We start from the raw sequence: 19,049 nt of genomic DNA on the forward strand, positions 1-19,049 counted from the left end.
TTCCTGCTTAGCTAAGGCTTACCTTACTTGATGATCGACCCTGCGGGGAACCGGGCCCCACCTACTGTTGGACCATGTTGATCGCCGAGGACCTCTTGTTGCTCATGTACGACGACGAGAGCGGGAAGCCGATCACCGGCAACCCCGGGCTGGACTACTCGCTCGCGGGCGCGGTGCTGATCGAGCTGACCCTGCTCGGGAAAGTGGACATCGCCGGTCCGGCCGACGAGGTGAAGACCGGCCGGCTGAAGGTACTGGACGCCACACCGACCGGTGACGCCATCCTGGACCAGCGACTCACCTACGTGGTCGAGAAGCCGGGCAAGCGCCCCAAGGATCAGATCGGTGGCCTGTCCAAGAAGCTGCGTGGCCAGCTGCTCGCGAGACTGGCCGAACGCGGTGTGTTGGAGGCGGATCACGACAAGGTGCTCGGTCTGTTCCCGGTGACACGGTGGCCGGCCAAGGACGCCCGGCACGAGGCTGAGGTGCGCTCCCAGCTCGAGAGTGCGCTGAAGGTCGGTACGACGCCGGACCAGCGCACCGCTGCACTGATCGCCTTGATCAGCGCTCTGAACGTCGTACCGAAGGTCGTCACCGACGCGGTGGACAAACGCGCGCTCAAGCAGCGGGCGAAGGAGATCTCCGAGTCGGAGTGGGCCGCGGACGCGGTGCGGAAGGCGGTGGCAGAGGTACAGGCCGCTGTGACCGCGGCGATCGTGGTGGCGTCGACGAGCGCGGCGGCCTCAGGGAGCAGCTGACAGTCGGGACTTGATCTCCGGCTTGAGTACCTTGCCGACCTTGGACCGGGGCAGGTCCTCCCACAAGAGGACCTCCTTGGGTGCCTTCACACTCCCGATCTGCGATTTGGCGAAGGCGATCAGCTCACCAGCCTCGACCGCGCTGCCTGGCTGGAGCTGAACGACCGCTACGACGCGCTCACCCCATTTGTCGTCCGGACGGCCGATCACCGCGCAGTCCTGGACGGCCGGGTGGGTCATCAGCGCCTGCTCGACTTCGGTCGAATACACGTTGAATCCACCGGTGATGATCATGTCCTTGGCCCGGTCGACGATATACAGGTAGTTCTCGTCGTCCAGGTAGCCGATGTCGCCGGTGTGGTGCCAGCCGAACGCCGATGCCGCCGCAGTGGCTTCGGGATTGCGGTAGTAGCCCCGCATCACCAATGAGCCGCGGACCACGATCTCACCCCGCTCCCCCCGTGGGAGCAGGGTGCCGTCCGCGGCCATGATGGCCGTGACGACCAGGGGCGACGGCCGACCGGCCGACGCCAGCCGATCCCGCGCAATGGTGCCGGAGGCATCGAAATGCTCGGCCGGCGGCAGGATCGAAATCATCATCGGCGCCTCGGTCTGCCCGAACAGTTGCGCCATCACCGGACCGATCCGCCGCAGTGCCTCCTCGAGTCGCGACACCGACATGGGTGCGGCGCCGTACCAGAAGCAGCGCAGTGACGAGAGGTCCGTCGCGTCGAGCTCCGGGGCGGCGAGCACCATGTAGATCAGGGTCGGCGGCAGGAACGTATGCGTCACGCCGTGCCGCGGGATGAGCTCCAGGAACGCGTGCACGTCGGGAGTCCGCATGATCACGATCTCGCCGCCCGAGGCGAGGATCGGGAAACACAGGACGCCCGCTGCATGGGTGAGTGGCGCGAGCGCGAGATAGACAGGTCGGTCTCCGAACGGGTAACCCATCAGAGTCAGCGCCGTCATCGTCTCCAGGTTGCTGTTGCCCAGCATCACCCCCTTCGGCCGCCCGGTGGTCCCGCCGGTGCCAACGATCATGGCGAGGTCGTCGGGATCAGTCAGGTCAAGGGGCGGCTCGGGTCCGGCCGCGGAGGTATGGATCGGCTGGGACGCGCCCCCGCGGAACGCGTCCCAGCCGACGCTCCGGCCCTTGGGGTGGGGGTCTGGGCCGGAGTCGGACACCGGATCCAGGCAGACGAAGGTGTGGACCTTCGGCAGCGCATCCCGGATCCGGTTCACCAGTGGCGCGAACGCCGACTGGTAGATCAGTACTTCGCAGTCGAACTGGTCGAGCAGCTCACGGTTCTCCGCCGCCTCGTTGCGCGGGTTGATCGGGCACCAGACCGCACCGGCCCGGCTGATCCCGAAGACGCAACTGAACGCGATCGGGTCGTTCGCGGACAGGATCGCGACCTTCCCACCCGGACGTACGCCGGAAGCCGCCAGGCCACCCGCGATCTCGTAGGACAGTTGCTGGACCTCGGCGTACGAGAGCGTCTCGCCGTCCGTGGTCAGGCAGGGTGCATCCGGACCGAGCGAGGCGCCCTTGTCGAGATAGTCGACCAGTCGCACTGCGAACTCCCTAGCGCATCACGGTCAGCTGTGGCTCGGACACCAGCCCGAAGCTGCGCAGTACGCCGAGCAACTCGCGGTGACCGAACGCCTGGCAACCACTGGCGAACCCGACGCGCTTCGGCGGTGTCTGCAGCAGCGAGTACGCCGCATACGCCTGCAGGAGCCCGGTTTGCTGGTAGTTGCTGTTGCCGTGGATCACACAGTGCGCCCGGCCGAGTGGGCCGGATGCGTGCACGGAGTCCAGCGACTTGTTGACGCGTGGGTTCTCGCGCGGCGGCATGCTGTCCATCACCTGACGTGCGGTCGCGGTGAGCGCCTCGTTCCGCTCTGCCGCCTCCATGTCCTTCGTGGCTTCCAGTGCGGCCGCGACGATCTGGGGTACGCCGTTCATCAGCGCGGCATTGAAGACACCACCCTGGGCCTTGCAGTTGGCCACCCGCGGGTCGCGCTTGAACCAGACCGGGTGTGAGGTTCCACCCCAGGGCAGCGACAACGCCAGCTCGTGTTGCCCGGGCACCACCAGCGGCACGAGGCCCTGCTCGGGAAACTCGACGTACTCGTTGTGCTCGAGGAAGTGGGCCTTCGAGGTCGCAGCGTTCACCAGAATCGTGCGAGTCGAGGCAATCGTCGGACTGCCACCCCAGAACACCGCGATGTCCAGAGTGTCCAGGCCCGGCTCCTCCAGACACAGCTGGGCAGCGATCTCGCCGGTCGTGTACATCTGTGCGACGCCGGGGGCCAGCAAGACACCAGCGTCTGCGAACTGCCGGCCGTACTTCTCCTCGCAGGTGATCAGCCAGTCCTGCTCGCCGGTGGTGTCGGTGTAGTGCGCACCTGCCGCGAGCGCTGCCTCAACCGCTGCAGGGCCGAGCTCACTGAACGGCCCGACCGTGTTGAGCACAACGGACGAGCCTTTGAACAGATCGGTCAGTGCTGCCACGTCGTGGTCGACGGTCGCGACCTCGTAGTCGGCAGTCTCGATTCCGGCCACGTGCGAGTCCATGGACGTCTTCAGCTTGTCCTCGCTGCGGCCGGCGGCCACGAACGGGACGTGGTACTGGCGGAGGTACTCACACACCAACCGGCCGGTGTAGCCGGAGGCGCCGTACACGACGACAGGCTTGGTGGTCATCGGCCGCTCACATCCCCATGCCGCCGTCGACGGGCAGACCGGCCCCGTTGATGAACCTCGACTCGTCCGACGCGAGGAAGACGACCGCATCGGCCATGTCGCTGACCTCACCGAGTCGACCGGACGGCGTCAGTTCGACCACCGCGCCCACGGCGGCTTCGGGGGACTCGAACAGTCCGAGCTGCGCGCAGTCGTTGGCCAGCCCCAAGCCCATCGGTGTCGCGACCAGACCGGGATACAGGCAGTTGACGCGTACGCCGTACCCGAGCTTGCCGGACTCCATCGCGGCGACCCGCGTCAGCCGGTCGACAGCGGACTTGGTCGCGGAGTAGACCGCGATCCCCGGGAACGCGATGGTCGCGGCCACGGAAGCGACGTTGATGATCGCACCGCCCTGGCCGGCGAGGCCGTCCGGCCGCATCGTCCGCAGGCCCCACTTGATCCCGAGCGTGGTGCCGAGCACGTTCACCTCGAGCATCTTGCGGATGTCGTCGGCCTCGACCTCGGTGAGCAGGCTGGTGATCTCCACGCCCGCGTTGTTCACCAGGATGTCCAGGCCGCCCAGGATGTCGTTGGTCGCGACGACCGCGTTCTCCCACTGGCCGTCGTCGGTGATGTCGTGGACCACGAAGCCGTTGCCGGCGCCGTACTCGCTGTCGAGCGCGTCGGCGACCTTCTCGCCGGCGTCCTTCTGCAGATCGCTGATGACGACCTTGGCGCCGGCCGCCGCGAGCGCCTTCGCCATGCCTTCGCCGAGCCCCTGGGCTCCGCCGGTAACGAGGGCCTTGCGGCCGCTGAGATCGAGTCCGCCCATGGTGCGCTCCTTTGCCTGCGGGAAACCCGGGATTGGCTCACACTCTGGCCAGAGTTTTGACAGTCGTCAAGACTTTGTTTGACACTTGTCAAGAAAATCTCCCCGCCGCGGGACGCGCCTGGCCCGTGGCGGGGTACGCTGACGCGAACGACCCCGCACGGGCTGTGGAAAGTGGGTGATTCCGATGACTTCGGCCAACGCCGCTGAGCCGGATCCGCCCGCCCGGAGCCCGGGGTCGGGCCGCGTCTCCGGCATCGACAAGATCGAGCGCCGCCGGGTCGCCCTGGCCGAATCGGCGCTCAAGACGCTCGGCGAGCTCGGGTACGCGCGGACCAGCCTGCGGGAGATCGCGAACAACTCCGAGTTCACCCACGGCGTCGTGCACTACTACTTCAAAGACAAGATCGACCTGATCAGCTACTGCGTGCGGTACTACAAGACCAAGTGCGCCCAGCGGTACGACGAAGTCGTCGAGACGGCCACCTCCCCCGAGGAGCTGGCCGTCGGCTTCCTGGAGAAGATGACCCAGACGCTGGTCGAAGAGACCCCGATGCACAAGCTCTGGTACGACCTGCGGGCCCAGAGCATGTTCGAGGAGCAGTTGCGGCCGGACGTCGCCGCGATCGACCTGCTGCTGGAGCAGATGATCTGGCGCATTCTGAGCCGGTATGCGGATCTCACCGGGACGACGCCGTCGGTTGACGCGCCCACGGCGTACGCGTTGGTGGACGGGCTCTTCGAGCAGGCGGTAGTTGGCTATGCGGCCGATCCGGAGCAGGTGCCGGGCCTACTCGTCGACCGGGTCCAGCAGGTGCTGCCGAAGCTCGTCGCCTAACGGGCTGGGGCGATGGTGCCCGCGTCCCGGATCGCGCAGGGCAACGTCTTGGTGATCGGACCCGGTGTGCCGGCCAGGAGCTCGAGCAGCAGCCGCACCGATTCCCGGCCCATCTCGCGCCGGGGGATCGAGAGTTCGGTCAGGCTCTCGACGCCCGGGAGCTCCGGCCTGCCGCTCAGACCGACCAGCGACAGGTCCGCCGGGACGGACAGACCCGCCTGGGCCGCCGCCGTACGCAGCTCGACGGCGACCTGCGAAGTCTCAACCACGACAGCCGTCAACCCCTGACCTCGAACCCACCCCACGACGGAGGTGAGGTCAGGCAGCACTCCCGCCGACGCGGCCTCTGGGTCGGATCCCGGGTGGAAGGTTGCGGTGTGGGGCTCCAGGCCCGGGTGGCGAGCGGCTCCGGCCTGGAATCCGGCTCGCCGGGCGGCGACGGCGTCGTTCGGGCTCCCGGGCTCGACCAGCAGGCCGATTCGCCGGTGCCCGAGCTCGGCGAGCTGGTCGACGATCGCTGCCGTGGTGGTGAAGTAGTCGGCGCCGACCCAGGACGCCTGCACGCCCTCGATGTGCCGCTCCCCGACGAACACGAACGGATAGCCCTCGGCCTGCAGCCGGCGGATCTGGTCCTGCTTCTCGTCCCAGCCCAGCAGCAGACCGCCGTCCGCGAGCTGCAGCCCGTTGGCGCCGGTCGGGTACAGCGATCGCGCCCCGGTCTCGTCCTTGGCCGCGCACAGCATCAGCAGGTTGTTGCCGCTGTCCTCGGCGGCCTCCTCGATGCCGACAAGGAACTCGTAGAAGAAGTCCTCCTTGAGCAGCGGGAAGAGTCGTTGCCAGGAGAAGACGCCGACCAGCCGGTTGGTGCCGCCGGCCAGGTTGCGGGCCGCGATGTTCGGCGAGTACCCGAGGGTCCGGACCGACTCCAGCACCCGCAGCCGGGTGCGCTCGCTGATCCGGATGTTCCCGTACTGCCGGTCGTTGACGACGGCCGAGACGATCGCCGGCGAGACCCCCGCATGCCGCGCCACGTCGGCCTGCGTGGCCCGCCCGGGAGTCTTCACCGCGCGAGCTTATCAGGGGATATTCACGCAATACGTAATGCGCTACTATCAACGCCGACCCGAGGACGTGAGGAGCGCACACGTGACCGAGTACCAGGCGGATGTGGCAGTCATCGGCGGCGGTTTGGGCGGAGTCGCGGCGGCACTCGCCGTGCTGGCGGCTGGGCGACGGGTGGTGCTGACCGAGGAGTCGCCATGGCTGGGCGGGCAATCGACCAGCCAGCTCGTCCCACCCGACGAGCACCCGTGGATCGAGTCCGTCGGCCGGACCCGGTCGTACGGCGCCTTCCGGGACCGGATCCGGGATTACTACCGGCGCAACTACCCGCTGCGGCCCGAGGCGCGGGAGAACGGCCGGCTCAATCCCGGCCAGGGTGGGGTCAGCCCGATCACGCATGAGCCGCGGGTCTCCCTGGCCGCGATCGAGGAGATGCTGCATCCGTACGAGGTCGACCGGCAGCTCGTCGTACTGCGGGATCGGGCGCCGATCGCGGCCGAGACCGAGGGTGACCGGATCACCGCGGTCACGCTGTCGAACCAGGACACCGTGATCGCGCCGTACTTCATCGATGCCACCGAGCTCGGCGACCTGCTCGAGCTGGCCGGCGTCGAGCACGTCATCGGCGCCGAGTCGGTCGACGACACCGGTGAGCCGCACGCGGTGGCGGGGCCGGCGGCGCCGCTGGACCAGCAGGCGATCACCTGGTGCTTCGCACTCGACTACCGTCCGGACGAGGACCACACCATCGACCGGCCGTCGGACTACGAGTTCTGGCGGTCGTACACGCCGGACTTCTGGCCTGGTCCGCTACTGGGCTGGACCGACGTCAGTCCGATCACACTTGAGCCGCGGACCCAAGGTCTCTTCGCCGGTCCGGAGTCACCCCGGGGTGGAATCGCCGCGGACCGCTGGAACTTCCGCCGGATCATGACCGTCGCCCATCACACCGGGGGCCGGTACGCCTCGGACATCACCGTGGTGAACTGGCCGCAGGCCGACTACTTCCTCGGCCCACTGCTCGGCGTCGACGCCGACGAGCGCGCCCGCCACGAGCGCGCGGCGAAGGAGCAGTCGCTGTCGTTCCTGTATTGGATGCAGACCGAGGCCCCGCGGTACGACGGCGGCACCGGCTATCCGGGGCTGCGCCTCCGACCGGACGTCGCTGGAACGCCGGACGGCCTGGCCATGCGTCCATACATCCGGGAGAGCCGGCGGATCCTGGCCGAGACCCGAGTGGTCGAGCAGCACGTCGGTGTCGAAGCCCGAGAGCATGCCGGACTGCCCACAGGCGCAGAGCCGTTCGCCGACTCGGTCGGTGTCGGCTCCTACCGGATCGACCTGCACCCGTCGACCGGTGCGGACGGCAAACCGCGCACGTACGTCGACATCTCCAGCTACCCGTTCCAGATCCCGCTGGGCGCGCTGCTGCCGCAGCGGGTCGACAACCTGCTGGCCGGTGCCAAGAACATCGGCACCACTCACATCACCAACGGCTGCTACCGGCTGCACCCGGTGGAGTGGAACATCGGCGAGGCGGCCGGCGCGGCCGCGGCGTACGCACTCGACACCGGTGTCGTGCCGCGCGCGATCCGCGCGGACGAGCGCCGGCTGACCGACTTCCAGCGTCTGCTGACCGAACGGCTCGGCTTCCACTTGAGCTGGCGCGACTACGCGCGGACGGTCCGCAACTGACCACCGCCTCCTGGGCGTGCAGCTGCCCGCACGCCCAGGAGGCGGTTGTGGTTACTCGGCGCCGCAGTCTGCCTTGCAGGTTGTGTCGGTCAGAGTGAGGATCGCGCCGGGCTGGTCGGAGTCCACCTCGGTGGAGAACTCGACGGTCCAGATCCCTGCCTTCATCGTGCCGGCCTTGCCCTGTTGCTGCTTCAGCCAGTCGGTGATCTGGCCGCGCGGGTTCACGTGCGCCAGCTCCAGCGCCTGCGGGGCGAACTCGGTCAGCTTCGTGGTCGCCTCGGCGGCCGGACCGGTCGCCTGCAGTGACAGCACGGCCGGGCGTGGCTGCGTCCCGATGAGCGCCTGGACCGACGTAGTGCCCTGGCTACACGTTTGGTACGCCTCGTCGGTGCTGCACTGGTAGCCCTTGCCGGCCAAGGCCGAGACGACCTGTGCGGTGGTCAGGTCCGGCAGCTTCTCTTCTGGGCCTGACGACGTGCTGGTGGTGCCGCCCGATGTCGACGTGCTCGCTCCAGGCGAGTTCTTGGCGTCGGACGACTTGCCGGAGCAGGCCGCCGTACCGATCAACAGGACGGCGCAGGCCACCAGGGCGGCGCCGTGCCGGGGGTTCAGACCGGTACCTCGATCGCCGCGTCGAGGGCGATCGTGATCATCTCCGAGAACGTCGTCTGGCGCTCCTCGGCGGACGTCTCCTCCTTGGTGATCAGGTGGTCGGAGACCGTCATGATGCCGAGCGCGCGGCGTCCGAACTTCGCGGCGAGCGTGTAGAGCGCGGACGCCTCCATCTCGATGCCGAGCACGCCGTACTCCGCCGTCCGGGAGACCAGGTCCGCCCGGTCGTTGTAGAACAGGTCGCCGGAGAACACCTGGCCGACGTGCACGTTCAGCCCGGCCGCCTCGGCCGCATCCACCGCTGCGCGCAGCAGTTGGTAGTCCGCGGTGGGCGCGTAGTCGATGCCGTGGAAACGCAACCGGTTCATCTGCGAATCCGTACTCGCGGACATCGCCACGATCACGTCGCGCACCCGGACCCGCTCGACCAGCGCGCCACACGTACCCACCCGGATCAGGGTCTGTACGTCGTACTCCGCGAACAACTCGTTCGCATAGATCGAGGCGGAGGGCTGGCCCATGCCGGAGCCCTGCACGGAGATCCGCTCACCCTTGTAGGTGCCGGTGAAGCCGAACATGTTCCGGACCTCGGTGTAGCAGATCACGTCGTCCAGATAGGTCTCCGCGATCCACTTGGCCCGCAGCGGGTCCCCGGGGAACAGCACTCGCGGTGCGATTTGGCCCTTCTCGGCGGCGATGTGAATACTCATGCGGGGATGCTCTCACGCGGCCGGGATATGTTGAGGCATGTGGCCTACTCCATCGCATCAGGTTCGCTAGCACTGTCCCGGTCCGTTCTCGATCGCGCGGCCGATCGCAGGCGGGACGACGAGTGGCTGGCCAAGGCCTGGGCTGCCCCTGACACCCAGGTGCTGCTGGTGGCCAAGGACCAGGTGCAGGTGAACGCTGAGCGGACCGCATTGCGGTTCGTGCAACCATCCGAAGCGCCGGACGGCATCAGAGTCTTTCTGGGCATCGACCGGGAGCTGGGTGCCGGTCAGACCGCGGACGGCCGGGCGGTGTTCGCCGTACTCATCGGCACCGATGCGGACGAGTCGTTCGCCGGGCTCCGCGAGATGGGCGCTGTGCTGGACGACCGTGAGGCCGGCATCGCGGTCAACGTGATCGGACTGTCCAACTGGCACGGCGTACACACCCACTGCGCGAACTGTGGTGCGCACACTGTCGTGGTCGAGGCAGGGCACGTGCGTGACTGCCCGGTCTGCGGCCTGCACCACTTCCCGCGGAGTGATCCGGCGATCATCGTCCTTGTCACCGACGACGAGGACCGTGCGCTGCTCGGACGGAACGAGGCGTGGCCGGAGGGTCGCTACTCGACGCTGGCCGGGTTCGTCGAGCCGGGGGAGTCCCTGGAGGCCGCCGTCCGGCGTGAGGTCCTCGAGGAGACCGGAGTGGTCGTCGGACCGGAGATCGAGTACGCCGGGAGCCAGCCGTGGCCCCTGCCGTCCAGCCTGATGCTGGGGTTCTACGCGAAGGCATCGAGCTTCGACATCGTCGTGGACGCCGACGAGATCGCCGAGGCGAAGTGGTTCACCCGGGAGGACCTTCGTGCGCTGGTCGAAGCCGGCACGATGGCCCTCCCTGGCAACATCTCCATCTCCCGCCGCCTGATCGAAGGCTGGTACGGCGAGGAGCTCAGCGGCAGCTGGTGATCACCGGCCCACGTTGGAGGCCAGCGCCGCCAGCCGGATCAGCGCGCCCTCCCAGCGCTGGACTGTGCCGGCCGTCTCGAGCTCTCTGAGCTTCTGGTCGACCGCACGGACATAGGCGAGGTGACTAGGCCAGTCCGCCTTCGCGCTGGGCAGTGTGTCGGTCAGAGTGCAGCCGTAGGTCAGGAAGCGGTTCGTCACGTAGCTGTTGATGTTCCCGGCCCAGACCGCCGGCCTGAGGTCCGACTGCGGACAGGCGTCGGCCGGTGGGGTGTAGGTGGCCAAGTCGGTCGGGCTGATGAAGCCGTCCGGCCGCAGCAGCGTGTAGTACGTGCCGTCCGGGGTCTGCGTCAGCCGAAGGAGCCCACGATCGCGCAGGATTGTTGATTGGCCGCTGAGGGTGTCCAGGACGAACAGTTTGTCGCCGGTGACGCCGTACAGATAGCCGTCCCGCCAGGACAGGGCACCGTCGTTCGCGCCGGTGACCTTGCTGAACAGGGGGAACTGGCGGATCACCTTGCCGGTGGACGGTTTGACGACGAACACCGTGCCGTCGGCCAGACCCCAGATGTTGCCGTCCGGTCCGAGGATCAGCTCGTTGACGCTGGCCGCACCCGGTACCGAGACGATGTCGGAGAGGACGGTCCCGTTCGTCGGGTCGACCTTGATCAGATGGGCCTCGGTGGCCTTCGGGACGGTGCCCTGGCCGCCTTCGATACTGGAACCGGCCCAGACGCTCGTCCCGATCGGTAGAACGGACGCGATGGTCTGATCGGCGACCAGGTTGCGGTAGACGGTGTGGCCGCCGGTCGGTACGTCGTACACGGTCACGGCACCGCCGTACTCGCCGTACCCAGGTGTAGTGCCGACGTAGACCTTGTCACCGGCCGGTACGACCGAGACGGGACGGTTCTGCTTGTCGCTGTCGACCAGGCTGAACAGTTCCTTCGGATTGGTCGTACTGTCCGGTTTGGTCGGGTCCCACAGGGACAGGCGCCCGTACGGGTAGATACCGACGTACATCTTGCCGGTGCCGTCCCAGCCCCAGCCTTCGACCTGGCCCAGTCGAGTGACGGTCGCCGTCTTACCGGTCACCGGGTCGTAGTTGCCGGTCGTCCCGTTCAAGTAGACGTTGACGAAGACCTTGCCCGTACTCGGGTCCGCTAGCAGGTTCATGAGTGGGGACGGCACGTACTGGAACGGTGAACTCCACTGCGAGAACGCACCGGTCTGCGGGTCGAACCGGAACGTTCCACCCGAGTAGTTGCCGGCCAGCCCGTACAGGATCTGTTGGCCGTTCTCCGTGATCCAGCCGTACCCCTGCGCGCCGCCGCGGGTCACGGTGCGCGGTGGCGAGACCGGCCCGATGATGTTGGTCGCCGGGTCGTAGTGAATGAGTGCGAGGGTGTTGCTGGTGAAGTAGATGCCACCAGGGCCGGCCGCGGACACACCCTTCGCGGCAATCGGCCAGTCCATCACCTGCGCACCGGTAGCGCTGTCGGTCATCTTGATCTGCTGACCTGAGACCGCGTCGAACACCTCCAGGTGCGCACTCGCGTTGGCGAAGACCTTCCCGTTCGCGTAGTCCAGGTCGATGAAGTCAACGGCCGTCGAACCCGCCGGGGTGATGTCCTCGACCGCCTTGGTGTCCACGTCGATGCGCAGCAGTCGCGCTTTCGGCGAGGAGACCCCGACGAACAATTTGCGGTGATCCGGGTCGTAGACCGTCGACCGCGCGTACTGCCGGACCGGGTCGAGTGAGCCGTAGTCGGTCACCTGTCCGGTCGACGCGTCGTACTTGAAGGCGTGCGCGTTCGGATACGTCCCGGCGTACACGTTGCCGTCCGGGTCGGCGGTCAGACCCCAGATGTAGGTCTCGCCCGGGATCGGCTGGCCCAGGTCGGTCACTTCACCGGTGACCGGGCTGTAGCGGTAGAGGTGCGCGTTGATGTACGTGCCCAGGTAGACGTCCTGGTTCGGCGTGACCACGATCGCCCAGGCGCCTGCAGCGCCGGGCAGAGGCACGGTCCGGATCAGCTGGCGTGTGTGCACGTCGACGACGTTCAAACGGGCGTTTTCGCCCGCAGGTACGCCGTACACGACGTCGCGGCCGTCCGGCGTGCGGCCGAACGCGCCCTCCATGATGGTGAGCGAACTGAGCGGCGAACCGAGGTCGTGGATGACCTCGTCGGCGGCCGGAGCGCGCGAACTGCTCGGTGGCTGGAGCGGCCCGTTCTCGTTCGGGAACGGATCAGGCCGTGGCGCCGGTCCCGCGGTGGCGTGCAGCGCACCCGTGGCGAGCAGGCCGAGCGTTGCGGCGAGAGCGATCAGGGCATGGCGGATAGGACGGCGCGAGAACATGGGCGGACCCCCTGCGGCGTAGTTCATCGCAAGGTATAACGGTCATGACCGTAATGTCCATAACTCAGCTGATATGACCCGCTCCGGTTCCGGAACGGGTCGGCGTTCAGCGGTTCAGGCGGCGAGCTTCTCCGCGACCTGGGCCAGCGACGGGTTGGTCATCGCGGTGCCGTCGGGGAAGACGACGGTCGGCACGGTCTGGTTGCCGTGGTTGATCTTCTCGACCAGCTCGGCCGCGCCCGGGACCTGCTCGATGTCCACCTCGGTGAACTCGATCCCGGCCCGCTTCAGCTGGCCCTTCAGGCGGTGGCAGTAGCCGCACCACGGGGTCGAGTACATGGTGAAAGCAGCCATCGGGCCGACTCCTTTTTGCAGAGGGCGAAACGTTCTGTCGGGCGACCCGTCTAGGGTTGCCCTCGACGTATCCGAACCACGCCGTAGGTGGTGCTTGTTCCCGCATGTCTCAACCCGTGAGCGACCTCACACATTCTGCTCCCGCGCAATCGGCGGACGCCCTGTTAGGGGCGCTCGATCCGGAGCAGCGCGCGGTCGCGACGACCCTGCACGGGCCGGTCGTGGTGATGGCCGGAGCAGGCACCGGGAAGACGCGCGCGATCACCCACCGGATCGCGTACGGCGTGCGCACCGGGACCTTCGATCCGCTCCGCGTGCTCGCGGTGACGTTCACCCAGCGAGCGGCCGGCGAGATGCGTGGACGGCTCGCGCAGCTCGGCGTCGAGGGTGTGCAGGCGCGCACGTTCCACTCCGCCGCCCTCCGGCAGGCGAGGTTCTTCTGGCCCAAGGTGTACGGCGGGGAGCTGCCGCCGATCGTGGATCGCAAGTTCCCGCTGCTGACCGAGGCCGCGTCGCGGTGCCGGGTCCGCGTTGACACACCCGCGCTGCGCGACCTGGCGGGCGAGGTCGAGTGGTCCAAGGTGAGCAATGTCCGGCCGGACGACTACGCGCGGCTCGCTCCGCGGTCGGGCCGGGCGCTGGCCGCCTTCGACCCGGCCACGATCGGCCGGATCTTCGCCGCGTACGAAGACGTGAAGCTCGAGCGCGGGCGGATCGATCTGGAGGACGTGCTGCTCTGCGCGGTCGCACTGCTCGCGGAGGACGAGCGGGTGGCGGCCGAGATCCGGCGGCAGTACCGGACGTTCGTCGTGGACGAGTATCAGGACGTCTCGCCGCTGCAGCAGAGCCTGCTGGACCTCTGGCTCGGTGGTCGCGAGGACGTGTGTGTGGTCGGGGATCCGGCGCAGACGATCTACTCCTGGGCCGGTGCCGAGCCGGAGAACCTGGTGCGCTTCGCGTCCCGGCATCCGTCGGCGACCGTGGTCAAGCTGGTCCGGGACTACCGATCCACGCCGCAGATCGTCGACGTGGCGAACAAGATCCTGGACGCGGCCGGGCCGTCGGGTCTGCCTGGGCGAGTGACCTTGCGGTCTCAGCGTGAAACCGGTCCGGCGCCGGTGTACCGCGAGTACTCCGATGAGGTCGCGGAGGCGGACGCGGTCGGTCGGGCGGTCGCCCGGCTCAAGGACGAGGGTGTGGCGTTGCGGGACATCGCCGTACTGTTCCGGACCAACGCGCAATCGGAGAACTTCGAGCAGGCGCTGGCCGAGCGGAAGATCCCCACCGTGCTCAAGGGCGCCGAGCGGTTCTTCGAGCGGGCCGAGATCCGGCAGGCCGCCGTGCTGCTGCGGGGTCAGGCGAAGGCCGGAGACGGGTCGGACAGCCTGGTCGACGTCGTCACCGGCGTACTGGGTGGTGCGGGCTGGACGCTCGAACCGCCGACCGGGACGGGTGCGGTGCGGGACCGGTGGGAGTCGCTCAGTGCTCTCGTGACGATGACGTCCGACTTCGCCGCCGCCAATCCCGAGGCGCGGTTGCCCGAGCTGATGGCCGAGCTCGACCGGCGGGCGTCGATTCAGCACGCGCCGCTGGCCGAGGGCGTGACGCTGGCGACGCTGCACGCGGCCAAGGGGCTGGAGTGGAACTGCGTGTTCATCGTCGGCGCGCACGAGGGGACGTTGCCGATCAGCTACGCCCAGACGCCGGCGCAGCTGGAGGAGGAGCGGCGGCTCTTCTATGTCGGCGTCACGCGGGCAAAGGACCAGCTGTTCGTCAGTTGGTCGACGTCGCGGTCGCCGGGCGGCCGTGGCACGCGTGGTCCGACCCGGTTCCTCGATCCGATCGGCGTCCGGACGTCCCGGCAGCCGACGGCCTGGGAGCCGTCGCCGGACCGGGCCGAGCGCGCTACCCGCGGCGGGCGGCCGATCCCCAAGTGCCGCGTCTGCGGGCGGGGGCTGCTGGATCCCGGCGCCCGCAAGCTCGGCCGCTGCGAGGACTGCCCGTCGAACATCGACCAGGGCCTGTACGACGCTCTGCTCGCGTGGCGCACCGAGCAGGCGGAGTCCGAGCGGATGCCGGCGTTCGTCATCCTGACCGACGCGACGCTGACGGCGATCGCGGAGACCCGGCCGACCGACGAACAATCGCTGCGCCGGATTCCTGGCATCGGCCACACGAAGCTCACCAAGTACGGGTCGCAGCTGCTCGTCCTCTGCACCCGCTAGTTACCGGCAAGTTCGGTCGGCTGCCCTTCTGGGCAACGTTTCCAGCGGTCCGCACCGGCCGGGCACAAATCTGTTGCCAGGCGTCGCGGGGTCGGCGCATCCTGGAGGACGTGCCGAGCTCTGCCCCTGGCAGACGTGGCATTTAGGTGACACAGGCAACGATCTCGGAGCGTGCGGACGGCGCCCCGGAGCGTGCCGGCCGGCTGTTTTCGCAGCCGGATCCGGCCGCAACGGCGGCAACTTCCGGCCAACCTGAGAAACTGCCGTTAAATAGTTTGCGGGCTTCGCCAAGGTCGGCGTACTGTTCTTTCTGCGGCCGAAGCCTGGCCGAAAACTTCAAACAACCATAGCGATCGAGCTAACCGCCCGCTTCGCCACAACGAGAGGAGGTGCCCTGGAAATGATTACCAACAACACGGTCAAGATGCCGTTCAGCGACGTTGCCGCGCTGCCGTGCGCCCTTATCCCGGGTGCCTCGCCGCGCCTGCACGTCGCGACCGTTGTGCTCCTGGCTTCCAGCAAGGCCCAGTTCAAGGGCGGAGCTGTAGGCGACGCGAAGTACGGCGGTTCGGGTTCTCGAGCATGGAGTCCACCGGTCTGACACGAAGTCAGAGCCGGCACCTCCAGGCCGCGGAACCCAACCAAGGGTCCCGCGGCCCTTTTGTTTGTCCCTGAGATTTGGCGGTCAGCAACCGCTGACCGTCACCGACGACAAGAGATCAGATCAACAGTCACTGGGAGGTGACCGGAATGAGCGTGAGCTTCCTCGATGTCTTCACCGAGGTGGCAACGTCGCAGGACCTGCCCTGTCGGTCCTACGCGCCAGAACTCTTCTTCGCCGAATCGCCGGCGGACGTCGAGTACGCGAAGTCTCTCTGCACAACCTGCCCGTTGAAGGCCGAGTGCCTGGCCGGAGCGCTCGAGCGTTCCGAGCCGTGGGGTGTGTGGGGTGGCGAGCTGTTCGTCCAAGGTGTGGTGGTTCCGCGCAAGCGGCCCCGTGGGCGTCCCCGCAAGAGCGACACCGTGACCGCAGCCTGACGAGCCAGCCGAAAACCGAATCGAGACTCCAAGACCATGACGAACCAGACTTCACACAGGAGAACTGAGATGCATTTACTTCACGAAGACCTCGCGCGTGCTCATCATCGAACGACGCTGCACGACGCAGAGCAGAACCGGCGCTTCCGCCTCGCTCACCAGATCGAGAAGGCGCAGAAGCAGGCCGAGCGGGCCACCCGTCGCGCGGAGAGGGCCAGTGCAAAGGCACGCCTCACCCTCGCCCGGCTGGTCTGATCCACCAGAACACCGTCCGGCACCCCTGACCAGGCACCGGACACCCTGAAGCACCGAGGGGCGGCATCCACCGAGGATGCCGCCCCTCATCCACGGAGCAGTACCTGCTGGAGCCCGACCAGGGTGATCCCGCTGACGATCTCCTGCCGCCCGATCATCGCGGGCACGTCACCCAGCGGGATCCATTCGATCCGGTCGGACTCGTTCTGCTCTACCGGTTCTCCGACGTACGACGCGCTGGTCGCCCGGAACACGTAGTGCCGGGAGTCCATGATGCCGGCGGCCGGCTCCGACTGGATCAGTTCGGTCAAGCCATTGGCACGCCACCCGGTCTCCTCCTCGAGCTCCCGGGCCGCGGCTGCCGCGGGCGTCTCACCGGCCTCGATGATCCCCATCGGCAACTCCCACGCCCAGGTATCGGTGAGGAAGCGGTGTCGCCACATCAGCAGAACCTTCGCGTCCCGCATGACGACCGTCGCGGCGATGTTCGCGAGCCGTACGGCGTGGTAGTCCACGCGCTCGCCATCGGGTTGCTCGACGTCGAGGCGGCGTACGCTCAGCCAGCGGTTGGACCAGACTTCGGCCTCGCTGTGAATGATCCATCGCATTCGGTGCAGACTAGTGCCATGGTGAGAGCGACCTGTGCGTTGTGTGGTCAGCAGGCTGAGTCCGAGGATGCGCCGTTGACCTGGATGACCTCGATCGAGGACGGGCGGAAGTTGGTGTACTGCGACCGGTGTGCCCGCGAGAACGTCCGCGGTATCGAGGGGAAGCTCGACTCCGTCTACTGGTGAACGTCCTCGGTGAAGCCGGGGAGGAACTCGTCCAGCACGGAGCTGAACGGCGCCTCGGCCTCGAGCTGCGACAGCACCGCGATCCCACCGATCCAGACCCGATGGATGAGCAGGTACGACGGGGGCAGGTTGAGCTTGAGCGCCATCGACGCGCTGGGTGAGCGGAAGTCGCCCGTACGGTTCGCCTGAGCCCGCATCCACGCCCGGCTGAACTGGAACGTCTCCGCCCGAGCCGGCTCCGCGAAGGGCGCCAGGTAGTCCATCAACTGCTCCGGATCGATGTTCATCCGCGGCTTGATGAAGCCCTCCGCGCGCAACCCGGCGAGTACGGCCGCACCGTCACCCTGCAGCGAGATCCGCAGCAATCGCCCGATGGCGGGCGGCAGACCGTCCGGCAGCCGCGCGCACAGGCCGAAGTCGACCACGCCGAGCCGGCCGTCCGGCATGACCCGGAAGTTCCCCGGATGAGGGTCCGAATGCAGCAGACCGGCGTACTTGGGTCCGCTGAACATGAACCGGACGTACTTCAGCCCGATCTCGTCGCGCTCGGCCTTCGTGCCGTCGGTGATGAACGACGACAGCGGCCGGCCCTCGATCCACTCGGACACGATGACGGCGGGGGAGTGCTTGATGACGCGCGGTACGACGAACTCGTCGTGATCCTTGAACGCGTCGGCGTACTGCTGCTGCGCCTGGGCCTCGCGGTCGTAGTCGAGCTCTTCCTCGATCCGCTCCTGCAGCTCGGCGACCAGCGGCTTCATGTCCAGGCCGGGGACGAACGTCCCGAAGGTCCGGGCGAACCGGCCGAGCTGGCGCAGGTCCGCGCGGAGGGCGTCGGCGGCGCCCGGGTATTGCAGCTTCACCGCGACCTCGCGGCCGTCCTTGAGGATCCCGCGGTGCACCTGCCCGATCGACGCGGCCGCAGCGGGCAGATCGTCGAACTCCTCGAACCGGTCCCGCCAGCGCTTGCCCAGCTCCCGCGACAGGATCGTGTGCACGGTCGAGGCCGGCATCGGCGGGGCGGAGTCCTGCAGTTTGGTCAGCGCGGCCCGATACGGCGCCGCGAGCTCCTCGGGCATCGCCGACTCCATCAGGCTCAGCATCTGCCCGAATTTCATCGCGCCGCCCTTGAGCTCACCGAGAACGGCGAACAGTTGGTCGGCGGTCCGGCGCTGGAATTCCGCGATCACGGTCTCGGCCGGCTGGCCACCGATCCGCTTGCCCAGGCCGACCGTGGCGCGCCCGGCGGCGCCCAGCGGGAGGCTGGCGAGTTTCGCGGTCCGGCTCAACGCCTTACGAGGGAGGTCCGACACGTTCCCATTCTGTCCGGTCACCCAAGTGCCTCTGACGGAGGGGCGGTGTCCGACTCACTCTGAGTACCGGACACCGCCCCTACGACTTGGTGCGTCAGGCCTTGCCGAGGATCCGGTTCAGGTTCGTACCGCACTCGGGGCACTTGGCCTTGGCCATGCGCGTGCCCTTGTCGTTGACCTTGACCTCGCCGTCGGCGGTGCGCTTGGCCTTGCACTTGACGCAGTAGAACTCGCCGCTCCAGGTCTCTGCCATGAGGGCCCTCTCCTTGCTCTGAATACCAGCCCGGGGTTCCCACCCCGTGGCCGTTGTGGATGCTAACGACAGACCGTCCTGCCGTAGGCCGATCGGCCCAGTTCGGAATTCACCCTACGGCAGCCTGGCGCAGGCTCAAGCGCACCTCCCGGCCCGCGCGCCGCTCAACCCCGCCTGGGAAAGCCCTTACCGAAACTTTCGGCCAGACAAACCAGGCTCCCGGTGATCCGCCTCCGGAACCCGCTCGGCTTCCCCTCCGAGCGGCCCCGGAAGCGGTCCGGGAGCCTGTTGTCCTCG

20 protein-coding genes are annotated in these 19,049 nt (G+C 67.8%); 9 read left to right on the forward strand and 11 right to left on the reverse strand.

Annotated features, from left to right (window positions below; genetic code table 11):
* Positions 1–74 precede the first annotated feature (74 nt).
* A complete protein-coding gene (locus ACWF4Z_RS24955; protein WP_452245551.1) occupies positions 75–758 on the forward strand; it encodes a GOLPH3/VPS74 family protein in 684 nt (227 codons plus the stop codon).
* Here ACWF4Z_RS24955 and ACWF4Z_RS24960 read toward each other — a convergent pair.
* The 3 genes from ACWF4Z_RS24960 to ACWF4Z_RS24970 are packed head-to-tail and all read right to left on the reverse strand — an operon-like array spanning position 744 to position 4,285.
* Entirely contained in the window at positions 744–2,336 is a 1,593-nt protein-coding gene (locus ACWF4Z_RS24960; protein WP_452245552.1) for an acyl-CoA synthetase, read from the reverse strand. The two genes, ACWF4Z_RS24955 and ACWF4Z_RS24960, sit on opposite strands and share 15 nt — an antisense overlap.
* Positions 2,337–2,346: 10 nt before the next feature.
* A complete protein-coding gene (locus tag ACWF4Z_RS24965) occupies positions 2,347–3,471 on the reverse strand; it encodes a DUF5938 domain-containing protein (RefSeq protein WP_452245553.1) in 1,125 nt (374 codons plus the stop codon).
* A 7-nt stretch (positions 3,472–3,478) separates the two neighbouring features.
* Positions 3,479–4,285, reverse strand: a complete 807-nt coding sequence (locus ACWF4Z_RS24970; protein ID WP_452245554.1) for an SDR family NAD(P)-dependent oxidoreductase — start codon at positions 4,283–4,285, stop codon at positions 3,479–3,481.
* Positions 4,286–4,469: 184 nt separating this feature from the next.
* Here ACWF4Z_RS24970 and ACWF4Z_RS24975 point away from each other — a divergent pair, with 184 nt between their 5' ends.
* Positions 4,470–5,120 carry a TetR/AcrR family transcriptional regulator gene (locus ACWF4Z_RS24975; RefSeq protein WP_452245555.1) on the forward strand — a complete coding sequence of 217 codons (651 nt, stop codon included), beginning with the start codon at positions 4,470–4,472 and terminating at the stop codon, positions 5,118–5,120.
* Here ACWF4Z_RS24975 and ACWF4Z_RS24980 read toward each other — a convergent pair.
* Positions 5,117–6,184, reverse strand: a complete 1,068-nt coding sequence (locus ACWF4Z_RS24980) for a LacI family DNA-binding transcriptional regulator (RefSeq protein ID WP_452245556.1) — start codon at positions 6,182–6,184, stop codon at positions 5,117–5,119. The genes ACWF4Z_RS24975 and ACWF4Z_RS24980 overlap by 4 nt on opposite strands.
* A gap of 82 nt (positions 6,185–6,266) precedes the next feature.
* On the opposite strand from ACWF4Z_RS24980, the gene ACWF4Z_RS24985 reads away from it, so the two are divergent.
* Entirely contained in the window at positions 6,267–7,877 is a 1,611-nt protein-coding gene (locus ACWF4Z_RS24985; RefSeq protein ID WP_452245557.1) for an FAD-dependent oxidoreductase, read from the forward strand.
* Positions 7,878–7,928: 51 nt separating this feature from the next.
* Here the strand turns inward: ACWF4Z_RS24985 and ACWF4Z_RS24990 are convergent, their stop codons facing one another.
* Positions 7,929–8,462, reverse strand: coding sequence for a hypothetical protein (locus ACWF4Z_RS24990; protein WP_452245558.1), 534 nt, complete (start codon positions 8,460–8,462; stop codon positions 7,929–7,931).
* Between the two features lie 23 nt (positions 8,463–8,485).
* Positions 8,486–9,199 carry a purine-nucleoside phosphorylase gene (gene deoD, locus ACWF4Z_RS24995; protein WP_452245559.1) on the reverse strand — a complete coding sequence of 238 codons (714 nt, stop codon included), beginning with the start codon at positions 9,197–9,199 and terminating at the stop codon, positions 8,486–8,488.
* A gap of 39 nt (positions 9,200–9,238) precedes the next feature.
* Between deoD and nudC the strand changes: the two genes are divergently transcribed.
* Positions 9,239–10,162 carry an NAD(+) diphosphatase gene (gene nudC, locus ACWF4Z_RS25000; protein ID WP_452245560.1) on the forward strand — a complete coding sequence of 308 codons (924 nt, stop codon included), beginning with the start codon at positions 9,239–9,241 and terminating at the stop codon, positions 10,160–10,162.
* On the opposite strand, the gene ACWF4Z_RS25005 is transcribed toward nudC, so the two are convergent.
* Both ACWF4Z_RS25005 and ACWF4Z_RS25010 read right to left on the reverse strand, forming a co-directional pair.
* A complete protein-coding gene (locus tag ACWF4Z_RS25005; RefSeq protein WP_452245561.1) occupies positions 10,163–12,520 on the reverse strand; it encodes a hypothetical protein in 2,358 nt (785 codons plus the stop codon).
* A 114-nt stretch (positions 12,521–12,634) separates the two neighbouring features.
* Positions 12,635–12,874, reverse strand: coding sequence for a mycoredoxin (locus ACWF4Z_RS25010; RefSeq protein ID WP_452245562.1), 240 nt, complete (start codon positions 12,872–12,874; stop codon positions 12,635–12,637).
* A gap of 104 nt (positions 12,875–12,978) precedes the next feature.
* Here ACWF4Z_RS25010 and ACWF4Z_RS25015 point away from each other — a divergent pair, with 104 nt between their 5' ends.
* The 4 genes from ACWF4Z_RS25015 to ACWF4Z_RS25030 all read left to right on the forward strand — a co-directional run bounded on the left by ACWF4Z_RS25015 (position 12,979) and on the right by ACWF4Z_RS25030 (position 16,392).
* Positions 12,979–15,099 carry a UvrD-helicase domain-containing protein gene (locus ACWF4Z_RS25015; protein ID WP_452245563.1) on the forward strand — a complete coding sequence of 707 codons (2,121 nt, stop codon included), beginning with the start codon at positions 12,979–12,981 and terminating at the stop codon, positions 15,097–15,099.
* Between the two features lie 400 nt (positions 15,100–15,499).
* A complete protein-coding gene (locus ACWF4Z_RS25020) occupies positions 15,500–15,700 on the forward strand; it encodes a hypothetical protein (RefSeq protein WP_452245564.1) in 201 nt (66 codons plus the stop codon).
* A gap of 149 nt (positions 15,701–15,849) precedes the next feature.
* Complete coding sequence (locus tag ACWF4Z_RS25025; protein ID WP_131285495.1) at positions 15,850–16,137, forward strand: WhiB family transcriptional regulator; 288 nt, start codon at positions 15,850–15,852, stop codon at positions 16,135–16,137.
* A 69-nt stretch (positions 16,138–16,206) separates the two neighbouring features.
* The gene (locus tag ACWF4Z_RS25030; RefSeq protein ID WP_452245565.1) at positions 16,207–16,392 is read left to right on the forward strand and encodes a hypothetical protein; all 186 of its coding nucleotides are present in this window, start codon (positions 16,207–16,209) and stop codon (positions 16,390–16,392) included.
* Between the two features lie 86 nt (positions 16,393–16,478).
* On the opposite strand, the gene ACWF4Z_RS25035 is transcribed toward ACWF4Z_RS25030, so the two are convergent.
* The gene (locus tag ACWF4Z_RS25035; protein WP_452245566.1) at positions 16,479–17,000 is read right to left on the reverse strand and encodes an NUDIX domain-containing protein; all 522 of its coding nucleotides are present in this window, start codon (positions 16,998–17,000) and stop codon (positions 16,479–16,481) included.
* An 18-nt stretch (positions 17,001–17,018) separates the two neighbouring features.
* Between ACWF4Z_RS25035 and ACWF4Z_RS25040 the strand changes: the two genes are divergently transcribed.
* Positions 17,019–17,186, forward strand: coding sequence for a hypothetical protein (locus tag ACWF4Z_RS25040; RefSeq protein WP_452245567.1), 168 nt, complete (start codon positions 17,019–17,021; stop codon positions 17,184–17,186).
* Here ACWF4Z_RS25040 and ACWF4Z_RS25045 read toward each other — a convergent pair.
* A complete protein-coding gene (locus tag ACWF4Z_RS25045; RefSeq protein ID WP_452245568.1) occupies positions 17,177–18,499 on the reverse strand; it encodes an ABC1 kinase family protein in 1,323 nt (440 codons plus the stop codon). The two genes, ACWF4Z_RS25040 and ACWF4Z_RS25045, sit on opposite strands and share 10 nt — an antisense overlap.
* Positions 18,500–18,593: 94 nt before the next feature.
* Positions 18,594–18,752, reverse strand: coding sequence for a DUF5679 domain-containing protein (locus tag ACWF4Z_RS25050; RefSeq protein ID WP_012922897.1), 159 nt, complete (start codon positions 18,750–18,752; stop codon positions 18,594–18,596).
* Between the last annotated feature and the right edge of the window lie 297 nt (positions 18,753–19,049).

The sequence above is a fragment of the Kribbella sp. NPDC055071 genome, from assembly GCF_053608045.1.